At 72.8% G+C, this 16,069-nt stretch carries 16 protein-coding genes; 4 read left to right on the top strand and 12 right to left on the bottom strand.

Annotation, left to right across the window (positions count from 1 at the left end; translation table 11 throughout):
• Positions 1-109: 109 nt before the first annotated feature.
• The 6 genes from ACN28F_RS05560 to ACN28F_RS05585 form a co-directional block, all read right to left on the bottom strand.
• Positions 110-1,309 (bottom strand): sensor histidine kinase, encoded by a 1,200-nt coding sequence (locus ACN28F_RS05560; protein WP_289211029.1) that lies wholly within the window; start codon positions 1,307-1,309, stop codon positions 110-112.
• A 56-nt stretch (positions 1,310-1,365) separates the two neighbouring features.
• Complete coding sequence (locus ACN28F_RS05565; RefSeq protein ID WP_289207014.1) at positions 1,366-2,058, bottom strand: response regulator transcription factor; 693 nt, start codon at positions 2,056-2,058, stop codon at positions 1,366-1,368.
• A gap of 81 nt (positions 2,059-2,139) precedes the next feature.
• Positions 2,140-3,504 carry a PQQ-binding-like beta-propeller repeat protein gene (locus ACN28F_RS05570; protein WP_289207015.1) on the bottom strand — a complete coding sequence of 455 codons (1,365 nt, stop codon included), beginning with the start codon at positions 3,502-3,504 and terminating at the stop codon, positions 2,140-2,142.
• 37 nt (positions 3,505-3,541) lie between these two features.
• Entirely contained in the window at positions 3,542-5,548 is a 2,007-nt protein-coding gene (gene dxs, locus ACN28F_RS05575; RefSeq protein WP_289207016.1) for a 1-deoxy-D-xylulose-5-phosphate synthase, read from the bottom strand.
• A 102-nt stretch (positions 5,549-5,650) separates the two neighbouring features.
• Positions 5,651-6,901, bottom strand: a complete 1,251-nt coding sequence (locus tag ACN28F_RS05580; RefSeq protein WP_289207017.1) for a class I SAM-dependent RNA methyltransferase — start codon at positions 6,899-6,901, stop codon at positions 5,651-5,653.
• On the bottom strand, positions 6,898-8,952 hold the full coding sequence (locus ACN28F_RS05585) for an APC family permease (RefSeq protein WP_289207018.1): 2,055 nt from the start codon (positions 8,950-8,952) through the stop codon (positions 6,898-6,900). The genes ACN28F_RS05580 and ACN28F_RS05585 overlap by 4 nt, the downstream gene beginning before the upstream one ends.
• A 172-nt stretch (positions 8,953-9,124) precedes the next feature.
• On the opposite strand from ACN28F_RS05585, the gene ACN28F_RS05590 reads away from it, so the two are divergent.
• The gene (locus ACN28F_RS05590) at positions 9,125-9,790 is read left to right on the top strand and encodes a potassium channel family protein (protein WP_289207019.1); all 666 of its coding nucleotides are present in this window, start codon (positions 9,125-9,127) and stop codon (positions 9,788-9,790) included.
• Position 9,791: 1 nt separating this feature from the next.
• Positions 9,792-10,481, top strand: a complete 690-nt coding sequence (locus ACN28F_RS05595; protein WP_289207020.1) for a potassium channel family protein — start codon at positions 9,792-9,794, stop codon at positions 10,479-10,481.
• 34 nt (positions 10,482-10,515) lie between these two features.
• On the opposite strand, the gene ACN28F_RS05600 is transcribed toward ACN28F_RS05595, so the two are convergent.
• From ACN28F_RS05600 to dut, 4 genes are all read right to left on the bottom strand, one after another.
• Positions 10,516-11,262 (bottom strand): DUF3159 domain-containing protein, encoded by a 747-nt coding sequence (locus ACN28F_RS05600; protein ID WP_289207021.1) that lies wholly within the window; start codon positions 11,260-11,262, stop codon positions 10,516-10,518.
• Between the two features lie 67 nt (positions 11,263-11,329).
• Positions 11,330-11,710 carry an OB-fold nucleic acid binding domain-containing protein gene (locus ACN28F_RS05605; RefSeq protein ID WP_282226417.1) on the bottom strand — a complete coding sequence of 127 codons (381 nt, stop codon included), beginning with the start codon at positions 11,708-11,710 and terminating at the stop codon, positions 11,330-11,332.
• 136 nt (positions 11,711-11,846) lie between these two features.
• On the bottom strand, positions 11,847-12,533 hold the full coding sequence (locus ACN28F_RS05610; RefSeq protein WP_289207022.1) for a DUF3710 domain-containing protein: 687 nt from the start codon (positions 12,531-12,533) through the stop codon (positions 11,847-11,849).
• Between the two features lie 112 nt (positions 12,534-12,645).
• Positions 12,646-13,131: a dUTP diphosphatase gene (gene dut, locus ACN28F_RS05615; protein WP_289207023.1), complete on the bottom strand. Its 486-nt coding sequence runs from the start codon at positions 13,129-13,131 to the stop codon at positions 12,646-12,648.
• 122 nt (positions 13,132-13,253) lie between these two features.
• On the opposite strand from dut, the gene ACN28F_RS05620 reads away from it, so the two are divergent.
• The gene (locus ACN28F_RS05620; protein WP_289207024.1) at positions 13,254-13,793 is read left to right on the top strand and encodes a DUF3093 domain-containing protein; all 540 of its coding nucleotides are present in this window, start codon (positions 13,254-13,256) and stop codon (positions 13,791-13,793) included.
• On the opposite strand, the gene ACN28F_RS05625 is transcribed toward ACN28F_RS05620, so the two are convergent.
• Both ACN28F_RS05625 and ACN28F_RS05630 read right to left on the bottom strand, forming a co-directional pair.
• Positions 13,794-14,678 (bottom strand): hypothetical protein, encoded by an 885-nt coding sequence (locus ACN28F_RS05625; protein WP_421357152.1) that lies wholly within the window; start codon positions 14,676-14,678, stop codon positions 13,794-13,796.
• 94 nt (positions 14,679-14,772) lie between these two features.
• Positions 14,773-15,069: a DUF4193 domain-containing protein gene (locus tag ACN28F_RS05630; RefSeq protein WP_123600728.1), complete on the bottom strand. Its 297-nt coding sequence runs from the start codon at positions 15,067-15,069 to the stop codon at positions 14,773-14,775.
• A 430-nt stretch (positions 15,070-15,499) separates the two neighbouring features.
• Here ACN28F_RS05630 and ACN28F_RS05635 point away from each other — a divergent pair, with 430 nt between their 5' ends.
• Positions 15,500-16,015 carry a LytR C-terminal domain-containing protein gene (locus ACN28F_RS05635; protein ID WP_289211030.1) on the top strand — a complete coding sequence of 172 codons (516 nt, stop codon included), beginning with the start codon at positions 15,500-15,502 and terminating at the stop codon, positions 16,013-16,015.
• Positions 16,016-16,069: the final 54 nt, after the last annotated feature.

Raw genomic sequence — 16,069 nt, forward strand, 5'->3', positions numbered from 1 at the left:
GCCCAACCGCCGTACGGCGCGGGCCACACCCGGCCCGCCGCCGTGCCGCCGCACCGTCGGCGCGACCACCCGTCGCGCCGGCGGTGCGACGATCAGTACGGGGCACCGGTCAGCCGGCGCGTACCGCCCGTGGACCGGCGGCGTCACCCGGCACGCCCGTGCCGCCCGACATTTCGTCGGCGGCCGGCAGGGTCACCGTGACCTCCAGGCCGCCGCCGGGCTGGGCCACCGCCGACACCGTGCCGCCGTGTGCGGCGGCCACCGCCCGGACGATCGACAGCCCGAGCCCGGAGCCGCGGGCACCGGTCCGCTCCCGACCACCGCGCCGGAACGGCTCGAACAGGCCCGGCACGTCAGTCTGGTCCACCTCGAACCCGGTGTTGCCGACCAGTAGGTACACGTGCGGTCCGTGGCTGCCGGTGCGGGCCCACAGCCGCCCGTGCAGGTGGTTGTAGCGGACCGCGTTCTCGATGAGGTTGCCGGCCAGCCGCTCCAGCAGGCTCGGGTCCCCGACGACCACCGCCGGGTCCAGCGCCGTCCGCACGTCCAGCTTGAGCCGGCGGGTCTCCACCTGCATGGCCGACAACGCCGCGCAGACCCCGTCTGACAGGTCCGCCGGCACCTTACGGACCAGCCGCCCGCCGGACTGCGCCTCGCTGCTGGCCAGCACCAGCAACGCGTCGACCAGTCCGTTGGCCCGTTCGGAGGCGTCGCGCACCACCGTGGCCATCCGCCGGTACTCGGCCACGTCCGCGGTGTCGTCGGCCATCGTCACGTCCACCTCGGTACGCATCACGGCCAACGGTGTCCGCAGCTCGTGGGAGGCGTTGGCGACGAACCGCTTCTGCGCCTCGAACGCCGCGCTGAGCCGGTCCAGCATGTCGTCGAAGGTCGCCGCCAGCTCCGCCACCTCGTCACCGGCACCGGCGTAGCGGATCCGCTGGTCCAGCGTCTGCTCACCGAGCCGGCGGGCCGTCGAGGTCACCTGTTGCAGCGGACGCAACGCCCGGCCGACCACGGCGTACGCGCCGAGCACCCCGACCGCGCTGATCGCGACGAGGGCGACCAGTGCCTTGGCCAGCAGTTCCCGGGACGCCTGGTCGGCGATCTGGTCCTGCCAGGCGGCGGCGTCGAGCTCCCGTCCGTCGGTGAGCACCACCACCGTGCCCGGGGCGAGGTGCTCGGCCGGACGCAGGGCGTCGGTCACCAGCAGCCAGGAGAGCAGCACGAAGGCCGACAGCGCGCCGACCAGCAGCACCCCGTTGAACAGGGTGAGCCGCAGCCGCAGCGTCGGCCGGGGCGAACGCAGCCCGACGCGCAACTGCCGCCACCGGGGATGCTCCACGCCCGCCCGGTCGGGCGGGCTCACCGGTGCACCTCCGCACCGGCCGGGGCGTCCACGCCGGTGACCCGGTAGCCGGCGCCGACCACCGTTTCGATCAGCGGCGGATCACCGAGCTTGCGGCGCAGCGTCATCACCGTCACCCGTACGGTCGTGGTGAACGGGTCGGTGTTGGCGTCCCAGACCCGCTCCAGCAGTTCCTCGCTGGAGACCACCGCGCCGCGTGCCTTGACCAGCTCCTCCAGGACACCGAACTCCTTGCGGGTCAGGTCGACCGGCGTACCGTCACGGGTGGCGACCCGCCGGGCCGGGTCCACCGTCAGGTTGCCGACGGCCAGCACCGGCGGAGCCGGCGGGGTGGCCCGCCGGCCGAGGGCCTGCACCCGGGCGACGAGTTCGGTGAAGGCGAACGGCTTCGGCAGGTAGTCGTCGGCGCCAAGTTGCAGCCCTTCGACCCGGTCGGCGACGGCGCCACTGGCGGTCAGCATCAGCACCCGGGTGAGCGCCCCGGAACTGACCAGGTCGGCGCAGATCTGGTCACCGTGTACGCCGGGCAGGTCCCGGTCGAGCACCACCACGTCGTATCGGGTCACGAAGGCCATCTCGTGGCCGACGGTGCCGTCGTAGGCGACGTCGACAGCCATCCCCTGCCGCCGCAACCCACGCACGATCGCGTCGGCGAGGTGCCGTTCGTCCTCGACCACCAGCACCCGCACGACCGCCTCCTGTCACCGTCGGTTCCCACCCTGCGTGCCAGGGTGTTAAGCCTGCGTGAAACCGCAGGGTCGACGCTGAAACTAGTCGGGTAGTGCCGAGACGCCGAGCCCGCCACCGACCCGTCGGCAGATCACGACGTCGGCACCGGCCTGGCAGTTGTCGACCGCGTCGGCCATTCGCAGCAGCACCCGGGGCGGCGAGCCGTCCGGGGTGATCCTGGCCACCCACACCGTCGTCTGGTAGGGGTCGTACCGCAGCCCGAGCCAGCCGTCGGCGGTGACGGCGAACGGCGTCCAGTACGGATCGGCCGCGACCGGTTCGCCGGTGGCCGGGTCGACCACCATCCGCGTCGACGGGCGGTCCGCCTGCCGGGGAGTGGTGACCAGCAGGTGACGGCCGAACTCGGAGTGGAGCATCCAGTCGTCGTCGGACCATCGGACGGTGCCGTCGGCCGGGTCCAGCGCGCGGATTCCGCCAGCGGGCTGGGTCAGGCACAGCAGCGGCGCGCACGGGGTGAGTCCGCCGACCAGCGGCACCGGCACCGACCAGCGCGGGGTCAGCGTGTCCAGGTCGACGCCCCACAGGACGTCGTCGGTCATCGACACGAGCAGGTCGGCCACCACCCAGGTCGGGCCCGGTTCCATCGGCCGCCCGGTCGTCCCGTCGGTGCGCAGCTGGCCGGTCCGGGCGTCGCGGACCCGGACCCGGACCCGACCACTGAGCTCGACCTCCACCACGTCGGTGACCAGGTCGCCGTCGAGCCGGTAGTGGAGCTCCGCCTGCGCCGGGGTCGTCGTGGTCCAGCGGGTACGCCCGGAGCCTGCCTCGACGACCCGCAGGGTGACCCCGACCGACACCCACTCCCGCGTCCGCGGGTCGATCGCACTGCGTGGCAGCCACAGCGCCATCGCGTCGTCCGCGACGGCGCCCACGAAGAATCCGTCGGCCGACCAGCGCACCGATCCGTCGGCGATGTCGACGGCGGTGGTACCCGGTGCACCTCCCCTGTCGAACGAGTTGATCAACAGCAGGTCGTCGACGCGTTGGAGACCGGTGAGCCGCCGGCCCAGCCAGCCGTCGCCGTGCTGCGGGACCGGGACGCGCCAGCGCAGCTCGCCCCGGGGCAGCGTGTACGCGGCGATCGTCCGAGCACCGGCGTCGCCGCTACCGGCGGCGGCAGTCCCCTCCTCGATGTCACCGCCGCTGTCCTCGGCGACGAACAGCAGGTCGCCGTCGACGAGTGACTGGCTGTCGAAGCCGGACCCGATGTGGACCGGCTCCGGCAGGCCGGGCGGTGCGGCGGCGGCGACGGTGGCCAGGACGACGACGACCAGCAGCGCTGCCAGCCACGGCCGGACCGGCCGGCGGCCCCACCGCCGGCCGGCGGGCTGCCCGGGTTCCGGTGGCCGCCGACCGACCTCGCCGAGGTCGATGACGGCGGTCACCGGCGGCCCCTGTCCGTACCCGGCGGGCAAGACCCGGTCAGCTACGGCCGGCGCCGCGCCGGGTGGCCCGCCGGCCCGGCTCGTCGGCACCGCTGACGTCACCGATCAGACCCGCGCCGGCGCCGGTCGCCGGGGTGCCGTCCGGGTCGTCCAGCCCGGAGATCCAGCCGGTCACGTCCCGCGCCACGTCCTGAGCGGTCAGCCGCAGGTCGGTGAGGATCTGCGCCCGGCTGCCGTGCGGATGCCAGTCGGCCGGTACGCCGAGGTCACGCAGCGGCACCCGGACGTCGGCGTCGCGCATCGCCTTGGCCAGGGCGTCGCCGACCCCGCCGGTGCGTACCCCGTCCTCGACGGTGACCACCAGCCGGTGCCCGGCGGCGAGGGTGACCAGCTCGTCGGCGACCGGACGCACCCAGCGTGGGTCGACCACGGTCACCCCGTAGCCCTGCTCGGCGACCCGGGCGGCGACGTCGACACCCAGCTTGCCGAACGCGCCGACCGCGACCAGCAGCACGTCGGAACGGTCGGACTCGGCCAGTACGTCGACCGGGCCGACCCGGCGGACCGCCGGCAGGTCGGCGGCGACCGAGCCGGTCGGGAACCGCACCACGGTGGGGCCGTCGTCGACGGCGACCGCCTCGCGCAGCTCCTCCCGCAGGGTGGCGGCGTCGCGGGGCGCGGCGATCCGCAGCCCCGGCACCACCCCGAACACCGACATGTCCCAGATGCCGTAGTGGCTGGGCCCGTCCGGCCCGGTCACCCCGGCCCGGTCCAGCACGAAGGTCACCGGCAGCCTGTGCATCGCCACGTCCAGCAACACCTGGTCGAAGGCCCGGTTCAGGAAGGTCGCGTAGACCGCCACCACCGGGTGCAGCCCGCCCATCGCCAGCCCGGCGGCCGAGGTGGCGGCGTGCTGCTCGGCAATGCCGACGTCGTAGACCCGCTGCGGGTACTTACGGGCCAGCGCGGCGATCCCGGTCGGCTCGGCCATCGCGGCGGTGATCCCGACCACGTCGGGCCGATCGTCGGCGATCGCCACCAGCTCGTCGGCGAAGACGTGGGTCCACTTCACCGCCGGCGCGGCCAGCAGCTTGCCGGTCTCCACGTCGAAGGCGCTGCTCGGCCCGTGCAGGCAGTCGGCCTCGTCCTCCTCGGCCGGCCGGTAGCCGTAGCCCTTGCGGGTGACGACGTGCACGATCACCGGCGCGCCGAAGCCCTTGGCGTGCTGCAACGCCGACTCGACGGCGGGCAGGTCGTGCCCGTCGATCGGGCCGACGTACTTGATGCCGAGATCCTCGAACATGGTCTGCGGGGCGACCGCGTCCTTGATGCCCTTCTTGACCGCGTGCAGCACCTCGTACATCGGCCGGCCCACCAGCGGCGTCGCCCCCAGCGACTCCTTGACCAGGTCGAGGACCTTCTCGTAGCCCGGGTTGAGGCGCAACGCGGCCAAGTGGTCGGCCAGCCCGCCGATCGTCGGCGCGTACGACCGGCCGTTGTCGTTGACGACGACGACCAGCGGATTACGGGCCCCGGCGATGTTGTTCAACGCCTCCCAGCACATGCCACCGGTCAACGCGCCGTCGCCGACCACGGCGACGACGCTGCGTGCCTCGCCCCGCAGCGCGTACGCCTTGGCCAGACCGTCGGCGTAGGACAGCGCGGTGGAGGCGTGCGAGTTCTCGATCAGGTCGTGTTCGCTCTCGGCCTGGCTCGGGTAGCCGGACAGGCCGTCACGCTGGCGGAGCTGGTCGAAACCGGCCTGCCGGCCGGTGAGGATCTTGTGTACGTACGCCTGGTGACCGGTGTCGAACAGGAACCGGTCCCGGGGCGAGTCGAACACCCGGTGCATCGCGATGGTCAACTCGACCACACCGAGGTTCGGCCCCAGGTGCCCGCCGGTGCGGGAGACCTTGGCGACCAGGAAGTCGCGGATCTCGGCGGCCAGCAGCGTCAGCTCCTCGGCGGAGAGCCGTTTGACGTCCTGCGGTGTGCGTACGGTGGCCAGCAAGCGGCCGTCGGATCCTGCCTCTGCCCGGCTCAATTTCGCTCCCAACTGCCCTGCGTGCCCTCGTCGGCACGCGGGACGTCATCCGGCGGCGATGCGCGCTTCGGCCCGCGCGGCGTCCGCCCATGACCGCCGAGTCTATCGGGACGGCGCCGGGGTCAGCAGGGCCACGCACTCGACGTGCCCGGTCATCGGAAAGCAGTCGTAGGCCTGCAGGCGGGTCAACCGCCAGCCGAGTTCGCGGAAGGTCCGCAGGTCACGGGCGAGTGCAGCCGGATCGCAGGCGACGTAGCAGACCGCCCGGCGGGCAGCGGCCGCGATCGGGCCGACCACCTGTGCCCCGGCGCCCGCACGGGGCGGGTCGAGCACCACCAGGTCGACCGGTCCGGTGATCCTGCGTCGGGCCAGCGCCTGCTCGACCCGGGCCGCCACGACCTCCACCTGCGCCAGGTCGGCCAGGTTGCGCCGGGCCGCGGCGACGCCGGGACCGGCCGATTCGACCAGGGTGACCCGGCCGGTCGGCCCGGTCCGGGTCGCCAGGGCCGCGGCGAACAGTCCGGTGCCGCCGTACAGGTCCCAGGCCGACTCCCCCGCCGCCGGCTCCAGCAGCTCCAGCACCGCTTCGGACAGCGTGTCGGCGGCCGCCGGATGCACCTGCCAGAACGCCCCGGCCGGCAGGTCGAAGCGCCGGCCGACGGCGGTCTGGGTCACCGGTACGTCACTGCCGCCCCCGGGGGTCGGGATGACGACGACGTCACCAGCGCCGGCGGCGACGGCCTCGACCGCGTCGACCCCGGGCCAGCGCGGTCCGTCGGCCGATGCCACCAGCGCGGACGACGGCAGCGCCGCCGGCGTCTGGATGGCCGGGTGCGCGATCAGGCAGCGGTCCACGGCCACCACCTCGTGTGAGCGGTGCTTGAGCAGACCGGCGCGGTCGGCGGCGTCGACCGCGTACCGGACCCGGGTCCGCCAGCCCAGCGGACCGCCGGGCAACGCCCGGACCCGTACGTCGAGCGCGTCGACCTCGGCGGTGGTCAGCCCGGCGAGCCGCAGCAGCTGCTCGCGGACCACCGCCGCCTTCCAGTCCAGCTGCCCGGCGACGCTGACGTGCTGCAGATCACATCCGCCACAGCGGCCGGGGCCGGCGTACCGGCAGGGTGGCTCGACCCGCTCCGGTGCCGGCTCGGGCACCGCCACCGCGTCGGCGCGCAGATAGCCGCGGTGGACCTCGGTGACGTCGACGGTGACCAACTCGCCGGGCAGGGCATGCCGAACGAAGATCACCTGGCCGTCCAGCCTGGCCACGCAGTGGCCGCCGTGGGCCGGGGCGCCCACCCGGACCGTGACCCGGTCGCCCTCGGTCAACGGTTCCCGGTCGCCCGCCGTCACTGGTCCGCCCGCCCGGAGTCCACGTCGACCGGACCACCGTCGGCCGGACCGGCGTCGTCGTCGACCGACGGGCGCGGGCCGCGCGCCGGGGTCCGGCTCAGCGTCTCGTCGTAACGGTCGAGGTCACGGCTGGCGCTCGACGCCAACTGCCACGGCACGCTGGTCACCATCACTCCGGGCTCGAACAGCAGGCGGCCCTTGAGCCGCAACGCGCTCTGGTTGTGCAACAGGTTCTCCCACCAGTGGCCGACCACGTACTCCGGAATGAAGACTGTCACCACGTCGCGCGGCGCGTCCCGGCGGACCGACTTGACGTAGTCGATGATCGGCCGGGTGATCTCCCGATACGGCGAGTCGACCACGGTCAGCGGCACCGGTAGCCCCCGCCGGTCCCACTCGGCCCGCACCGCGCGGGTGTCGGCGTCGTCGACCCGCACGGTCAACGCGACCAGCGTGTCCGGTCGGGTGGCCTGGGCGTAGGCGACCGCCCGCAGCGTCGGCAGGTGCACCTTGCTGACCAGAACGATCGCGTGGTTGCGGGCGGGCAGCACCGGCCGGCCCTCGGCCGGGGTCAGTTCCCGGGCGACCGTGTCGTAGTGCCGCCGGATCGCCAGCATCAACGCGTAGACGATCGCCATCGCGGCGATGGCGATCCACGCGCCGAGCGCGAACTTGGTGACCAGAACGACGACCAGCACCGCGCCGGTCAGGGTCATACCGAACCCGTTGATCGCCCGGGACCGGTGCATCCGTCGCCGCCGCGCCGGGTCCCGCTCGGTGCGCAGCCGCCGGTTCCAGTGCCGCAGCATGCCGGCCTGGGACAGGGTGAACGAGACGAAGACCCCGACGATGTAGAGCTGGATCAGTCGGGTCAGCTCGGCCTGCAACACCACCAGCAGCACGATCGCGAAGCCGGCCAGGAACAGGATGCCGTTGCTGAAGGCCAGCCGGTCGCCCCTGGTGTGCAACTGGCGGGGCAGGTAGCGGTCCTGGGCGAGGATCGACCCGAGCACCGGGAAACCGCTGAACGCGGTGTTCGCGGCGAGGAACAGGATCAACGCGGTCACCCCGGCGACCAGGAACAGCAGCAGCCCCGACCCGAAGACGGTCTCGCCCAGCTGGGCGACCACGGTCTTCTGCACGTACCCGGGCGGGCCTGCCTCGATCTGCCGGGCCGGGTTCTCCACGAACTGCAGGCCGGTCAGCTGGGCGAGCCAGATGATCCCGCCGATCATGGCCACCGACAGGGTGCCGAGCAGCAGCAGGGTGGTGGCGGCGTTGCGGCTCTTCGGCGGCCGGAACGCCGGTACGCCGTTGGAGATCGCCTCCACCCCGGTCAGCGCGGCGCAGCCCGACGAGAAGGCCCGCAGCAGCAGGAACACCATCGCGAAAGCGCTCAGGTCGACCCACTCGGCGCTGATCACCAGGTCGGCGCTGGGTGCCCGCAGGTCGTGGCCGAGGACGAAGATCCGGATCAGGCCGGTGGCGATCACCGCACCGATGACGATGACGAACCCGTACGTCGGGACGGCGAACATCCGCCCGGACTCGCGGACCCCGCGCAGGTTCAACGCGGTGAGCACCACCACCGCACCGACCGCCACCGCCACCTTGTGTTCGGCGACGAAGGGCAGGACCGACCCGAGGTTGGCCACCCCGGAGGCGACCGAGACCGCGACGGTGAGCACGTAGTCGATGAGCAGCGCGCTGGCCACTCCGACCCCGAACCGGGGCCCCAGGTTGACCTTGGCCACCTCGTAGTCGCCGCCACCGGACGGGTACGCGTGCACGTTCTGCCGGTAGCTGGCGACCACGGTCACCATCACCACGACGACGGCGAGGGTCACCCATGGCGAGTAGACGAACGCCGCCGCACCGGCGATCGACAGGGTCAGCAGGATCTCGTCCGGTGCGTACGCCACCGACGACAGCGCGTCGGAGGAGAACACCGGCAGCGCCACCCGCTTGGGCAGCAGGGTGTGCTGCAACCGGTCGGATCGGAACGGCCGGCCCAGCAGCAGGCGCTTGATCAAGGAGGTGGGACTGGCCACAACCGCTAAGGGTACGGCGGCCCGCCACCTGGCGAATCCGGGTGGCTGATCACCGCCGCCGGGCACCGGCACGGTACGGTCGGCGGCGTCACCGGCCACGTCGTGGCAGGCTGGCAGACGGGCGCGGGTCCGCCCCGGTACGCGCCCGACCTTCGCCTGCGGGAGGACTCAGGTGCACGTCGTGATCATGGGTTGTGGTCGGGTCGGCGCGACCCTGGCCCACAATCTGCAGGACCGTGGTCATTCGGTCGCCGTGATCGACCAGGATCCGACCGCGTTCCGTCGGCTGCCGGGCGACTTCGCCGGCCGCACCGTCACCGGCACCGGGTTCGACCGGGAGGTGCTGACGGCGGCCGGGATCGAGCAGGCGGACGCCTTCGCCGCCGTCTCCAGCGGCGACAACTCCAACATCATCTCGGCGCGGCTGGCCCGGGAGACGTTCGGCGTGTCCCGGGTCGCGGCGCGCATCTACGACCAGCGCCGGGCGGAGGTCTACGAGCGGCTCGGTATCCCCACCGTGGCGACGGTGCGCTGGGCGGCGGACCGCATGCTGCGCCATCTCGTCCCCGAGGGTCACGTGGAGATCTTCCGGGACCCGACGAGCACCGTGTCGATCATCGAGGTCCCGGTGCACCGGGAGTGGATCGGCCGCCCGTTGGCGGCGCTGGAGACCGCCACCGGGACCCGCGCGGCGTACCTGATGCGGTTCGGCATCGGCACCCTGCCCGGCCCGACGACCGTGCTGCAGGAGGGCGACCAGGTGTTCATGCTCGTCACCGACGACATCGCGGACGCGGTCACGTTGACCGCCAGCAGTCTGCCGGAAGGAGCGCGGTGACATGCGGATCGCCATCGCCGGGGCCGGCAACGTCGGCCGGTCCATCGCCCAGGAACTGATCGACAACGGACATCAGGTGACGCTCTTCGAGCGCAACCCGGCGATGGTCCGCCGCGAACGGGTGCCAGACGCCGAGTGGGTCCTCGCGGACGCCTGCGAGGTGGCCAGCCTGGAGGACGCCGAACTGGCCGCCTACGACGTCGTCGTCGCCGCCACCGGCGACGACAAGGTCAACCTGGTGGTGTCGTTGCTGGCCAAGACCGAGTTCAGCGTGCCCCGGGTGGTGGCACGGGTGAACCGGGCCGAGAACGAGTGGCTGTTCACCGAGCAGTGGGGCGTGGATGTCGCGGTCAGCAAGCCACGGGTGATGGCGGCACTGGTCGAGGAGGCGGTGACCGTCGGCGACCTGGTCCGGCTGATGACCTTCCGGCAGGGTGAGGCGAACCTGGTGGAGATCACCCTGCCGACCGACGCCCCGCACGTCGGGCACGCGGTGCACACGGTGCCGCTGCCACGCGACTGCGCGCTGGTCGCGATCGTCCGGGGCAAGCGGGTCCTGACACCCGGTCCGGACGACCCGCTGGAGCCGGGTGACGAGTTGGTCTTCGTCTGCACCGCCGACGTGGAGGACGAGGTACGGGCGGTGGTCCTCGGGGCCGACAGCGTGGAACGCACCCGCCGGGGCGAGTAACCGTCGTCGTCCTCGCCCGGAGCCTGTGGGTCGGTCAGGTCGCCGGCAGCGGGTCGGCAGCCTCACGCTGCCGGTTCACCCGTCGGACCACCCAGACGGTGATCGCCAGCAGCACCGCGTACGGCGGATAACCCAGCAGCAGCCGGGACACCCCGAGCGCGGTCTCCATCGACGCGAGGTAGAAGCCGGCCTGTACGCCGACCTTGAGCAGCCAGACCACGCCCCAGAGCACGGTGAGGCGGTTGAAGGTGCGGATCAGCACCGGGTCGGTACGCCACTCGGAACGACCGCCGGCGGCGAGCACCGACCAGATCCAGCCGACCAGCGGTTGGCGGATCACCACCGAGCCGAGCAGTGCCAGGCCGTAGCCGATGCCGTAGAGGATGCCCGGCAGGTAGAAGTCGCGTTCCTCGCCGGTGCGCCAGGCCAGCAGCGCGCCGATGCCGATACCGAACAGCCCGTTGACCGCGTGCCGGATCGGGCGCCGCTGCGCCAACCGGACCACGGCGATGCCGACCGCGACGCCGACCGCAGCGATCAGGGCGACCGACAGGTCCCAGATGACGTTGCAGATCACGAAGACCGCGATCGGCACGCTGGACTCGACGAGGCCGCGCCAGCCGCCCAACTGCTCGGCCATCTGCTCGGTGATGCTCGGCAGCCGTTCGTCGGCCTCGTCGGGGTCGGTCGCCGTCGGCGCCTGCGCCGTGGTGGACCGCTCGGTCGGCGGTACGTCGTCACGCCGCGCCGTCGGACCGGCACCCTGCTGCCCGAACGTCATCGCCCACCGTCTCCTGTCCTCGCCGACCGTCCTGCGTCGTCGACCGGGCCGACTGTCGCCGGCCGGCTCACCTGGGGGATTCCAGATCGTAGTGCGGGTTGTAGATCACCTTGCGGTCGTCGCGGACCGCGACCCGGCCACGGGCGGTGAGCTGGCGTCCGGGTTCGATGCCGGCGATCCGCCGCCGACCCAGCCAGACGAGCGTGACGACGTCGCTGCCGTCGTAGAGGTCGGCCTCCAGGGTCGGCAGGTTCGTCCGCGGACAGTAGACGACGGTACGCAGCCGGCCGGAGACCGAGACCAGCTCGCCACGGTGACACTGGCCGGCGGGCACCGACCCGCACTCGGCGCTGGACCGCTGCAGCTGCTCGGCGTCCAGCTCATCCTCGGTGGCGGCCAGCCGACGCAGGAACCGACGCAACGAGGGACGGCGCTCGTCGATCGCCATGGCCGCGCGCCCCCTCCTGCCCGTCGCCGGTGTCGGCGGGGCCGCACCCCGCCGTGTCCAACCCGTCCAGGGTACGCCGTGCCCCGCCATGCTGGCCGACCCCGTCGACCGGGCCGAACGGGCCGAACGGCACCGGCTACGGCGTCGGGGAGCCGGGGATCCGGACAGCCGGGGCAGCGGGCGGCGACGCCGGGGCGGCCGGCGCCTGGCCGGCCTGGTCGGCGATCTCCCGGGGCAGTCGCAGCGGCAACGGCTCCCGTACCGGTTTCGCTTCCTGACCACGGTCGACCACCAGACCCTGGAGCGCCTCGGCGAGCGGCCCGGCGGCGGCCGGATCCGCCGCTGCCCCCTGGTAGAGGGCCCGTACCATCCAACGCGGCCCGTCGACCCCGACGAACCGTAGGTGGGTGTGGCCCTCCGGGGTGCGTACCTGGGCGACGAGCTCGGGACCGTAGTCGCCGGCGGTCTCCCGCACGGTGGCACCGTCGCGACGCAGCGACTCGGCGATCTCGGCACGTACCTCGTCCCAGATGCCCTCGCTGCGGGGCGCGGCGAAGACGCCCAGCTGCAGGGCACTGCCCCGGTTCGCGAGCACCACCTGCTGGATCACCCCGTCGGGGTTGGCCTGCACCCGCACCTCGACGCCCTCGATCGCGGGGATCTGCAGGCTGCCCAGGTCCAGCCGGCGGACCCCGGTCGGGGCCTCGGACACGTCGTACGGCCCGGTCGACGGCTCGGCCGCCGACTGCGCCTCGACCGAGTCGGGCTGCGCCTGCTCGTCCTTGGCGTGCCGGCCGCGCCCACGGCCGCGGGAGAAGACCACGATGCCAACCCTCCGTTGTGCGAGTCGCTGTCCCGGCCGCGACGGGCCGCGTACAGCGGAGTATGGGCTGTCGACGGACCGCCGCGACGGTCGGGGTCCGTCCCGGGGGGCGCTAGCCGACCGGGACGTCGGCGGTCGGTGCGGACAGCCCGGCGTGACCACCGGTCGATCCGTGCCCGGCCGCGCCACGGACGGAGTCCGGCAGCTCGTCGACAGCCTGAAAATCTGCAGTTTCCACGCGTTGTATCACAAGTTGCGCGATCCGGTCACCACGCGAGATCGTGGCGGCCCGCGTCGGATCGTGGTTGATCAGGTTCACCAGGATCTCGCCACGGTAACCGGCGTCGACCGTACCGGGGGCGTTGAGCACGGTGACGCCCAACCGCGCGGCGAGCCCGGACCGGGGGTGCACCAGGCCGACGTACCCGTTCGGCAGGGCCACCGCCACCCCGGTGCGCACCAGGGTCCGGGCCCCCGGCGCCAGCTCGACGTCCTCGGCCGCGAACAGGTCGGCACCGGCGTCACCAGGATGGGCGTACCGTGGCAGCGGCAGTCCCGGATCGAGCCGCCGCACCGGCACCGGCACCCGCTCGGACATGGCTCCTCCTTGATCGTCGCACCCTCGTCGCCATCGTCGCGCCCGTGACCGGTGACGCCCGGTCGGCTCGCCGCACCGGTCGGCCGGCACCCGGCCCTGGCGACGGCGTAGTCTCGGACGGCGTGGCTGCCGTTTCCGCTGACCGCGACACACCGTACCGGGCCGTGGCGTCCTACCGGGAACGGCTGCGACTGCCGTGGTGGCTCTGGGCATGCGCCCTCGGCCTGGCCGCCCTCCTCGCCGCCGAGGTGTGGATGGGCACCTCCGGGGTCCGTGCCTGGCTGCCGTTCAGCGTGCTGTTGCCGGTGACCGCCGTCGGACTGTGGTGGCTCGGCCGGATTCCGGTCCGGGTCACGACGGACGAGTTCCAGGTCGACGACGCCCGGTTGCCGCTGCGCCACGTCGCCGACGTCGTCGCGTTGGACGCCGACGGCCGCCGGGAACTGCTGGGGGTGGGCGCCGACCCGCTGGCGTTCGTGATCCAGCGTCCCTGGGTCTCCGGCGCGGTGCAGATCGTTCTCGACGACCCGGCCGATCCCACACCGTACTGGGTGGTGAGCAGCCGGGAGCCGGTCCGGCTGGCGGCCGAGATCCTGGCCGCGCGCGACCGGGCACCCGGTACGTCCGCCGCTACGGCGGACACCGTGGGCCCGACCGGCTGATCAGGGGCCGATCGCCGGCGGCGGCGGTGGATGCATCAGGCCGAGCGCCCGGCGCTGGGTCCGTAGGTCGGCCCGGACCCGATCGGCGAGTGCGCGGGTGGCCCGCCGGTTCAGGTAGCTGGCGACCGCCGCACCGGTGAGGAACGGCCCGAGGGTGGTCATGTTGCGGCCGAACCGACGCAACAGCAGTTCGCCGAGTTCCCGACGGGCGGCGGTGCCGAGGACCGCGCCGACGCCGACTCCCGGGACCACCGGGTTGACGCCCCGCTGGTTCGCCCACGAGTGGATCATGTTGATCGCCCGCTCCGTGCCGCTGCCGGGCACCGGTACGCCGTACACCTGGTGCAGCTCCCCGACCAGTTTCAGCTCGACCGCCACGACCGCGACGGTCTCGGCCGCCAGCAGCACCGGGGCGGAGAGCAACGTCGGCGTGGCGGCCCACTGGATCGCGGAGATACCGCCACCGGCGGCGCCGATGCCGGCGCTGACCCGGCTGGCGTTGCGGATCAACCGCTCGGCCAGCTCCTCGTCGGTCAGGCCGGGGTGGTGGGAGCGCAGGGTGTCCCGGTCACGGATCGGGATGTACGGGGCGACGTCGGCAACCGCCGCGACCAACCAGCGCATCGCCGCCGAGGGTCGGAACAACTCGGTCACACCCCGCCGCCGCAGCTGCTCCACGAGGCGCCGCAGCAGGTGACGGCGGCGACCGGGGTCGACACCGTCGCCGGTGAGCTCGGCGACGGTCGCGGCGAAGCGGTCGGTACCGGGCGACCGGGCGAGGTCGCCCGACGGCGCCACCGACTCGTCGGGCCGGTCCGGCTCCGACGCGTCAGAGCTGGCCGGCACCGTCCCGTCCGGGCGGTTCGCGTCGTCGGGTTCAGTCATGTGTGCCTCCACGGCGGGTCGACCGGCACAAATGGTGACTGCGGCGACCTCGTCTCCAAGGTCGCCGCACGCCTCCTGCTCCCCCGGTACGCCGTCAGGTGCACTCGCGACAGATCAGCTCGTTGTTGCGCTCGACGGCGAGTTGGCTGCGGTGGTGGACCAGGAAGCAGCGCGCGCAGCGGAACTCGTCCGACTGCATCGGCAGCACCTTCACCGTCAGTTCCTCGTCCGCCAGGTCGGCTCCGGGCAGCTCGAAGCTCTCGGCCACCTCGGCCTCGTCAACGTCGACGGCGCCCGACTGTGAGTCGACGCGCCGTGCCTTGAGCTCCTCCAGGCTGTCCTCGCCGAGGTCGACCTCGTCTCGACGCGGAGCGTCGTAGTCGGTGGCCATCGGTTCACTCTCCCGTATCGTTCAGTCGCTTCCGGTGATAACGCCGGACGACGGTAATTCGGTTCCCTTGCGGGTCCCCTCGTTGGGACCGCAGACCAACGTTCGTGCCGGTTTGTGCCGGTTTGCGGTTTCCGCAGGAAACTCCCCCCGCGAGCGCGGTACCTTACCCCCCTCTGGCCGACGCATGTATACCGCCCTTGTGGGATTGATGTACGCCCAGACGCCGGAACTTGTTCCCAATGTGACTCAGGCGACACGAAGATAGGGGTACCTGGCCACCGATCATCGTCGGCACGCCGGAGGGCGGCGCCGTTTCCCCCGCCGGACGGACAACCGCTAACCTCGGCGGCATACTCGGTTGTCACCGGTGCGGCGCGCCGACTCCGGCACCGTCACACCTGCAGGGGGCCATCTCATGAGCTTTGCGCGCGTGCGAGCGCTGGTCGTCGTCGGCGTCCTGGTCGTGTTCGCCCTGATCTTCGTCGTCGTCGCGATGGTCCGCGACAGCCAGAGCGGCGACGCCGCCACAGCGTCCTGCCCGGCGGGCTGGGCGGTTGCCGACGTCACGCTGCGCGAGGCGAAGGACGTCCGGCTCAACGTCTTCAACGCCACCGACACCAGCGGACTGGCCACGAACGTCGCCGACGACCTGGGCAACCGCAAGTTCCAGATCGAGGAGGCGGCCAACGACCCGGAGGGCCGGCGCATCGACGGCGTGGCCGTGCTGCGGTACGGCCCCAAGGCGGTCGGCTCGGCGCACCTGATGCGGGCCTACTTCCTCGACCAGGCGACGACCGAGTACGACCCGGCGCGGGAGGACGACATCGTCGACGTGGTGATCGGCAACGCGTTCCGCCAGTTGGCCACCACCACCGAGGTCAACCAGTCCCTGGCCGCCCTCGGCAAACCGGTCCTGCCGCCGGAGACCTGCGCCGCCCCGCAGTAGCCGGCAGCACGGCCGGGCCGTCACGGCCAACGACCGCAGCGGACCCGACCCGCA

Origin of the sequence: Solwaraspora sp. WMMA2101, from assembly GCF_049179175.1 — a bacterium.
In the GTDB taxonomy this organism is placed as follows: Bacteria; Actinomycetota; Actinomycetes; order Mycobacteriales; family Micromonosporaceae; genus Micromonospora_E.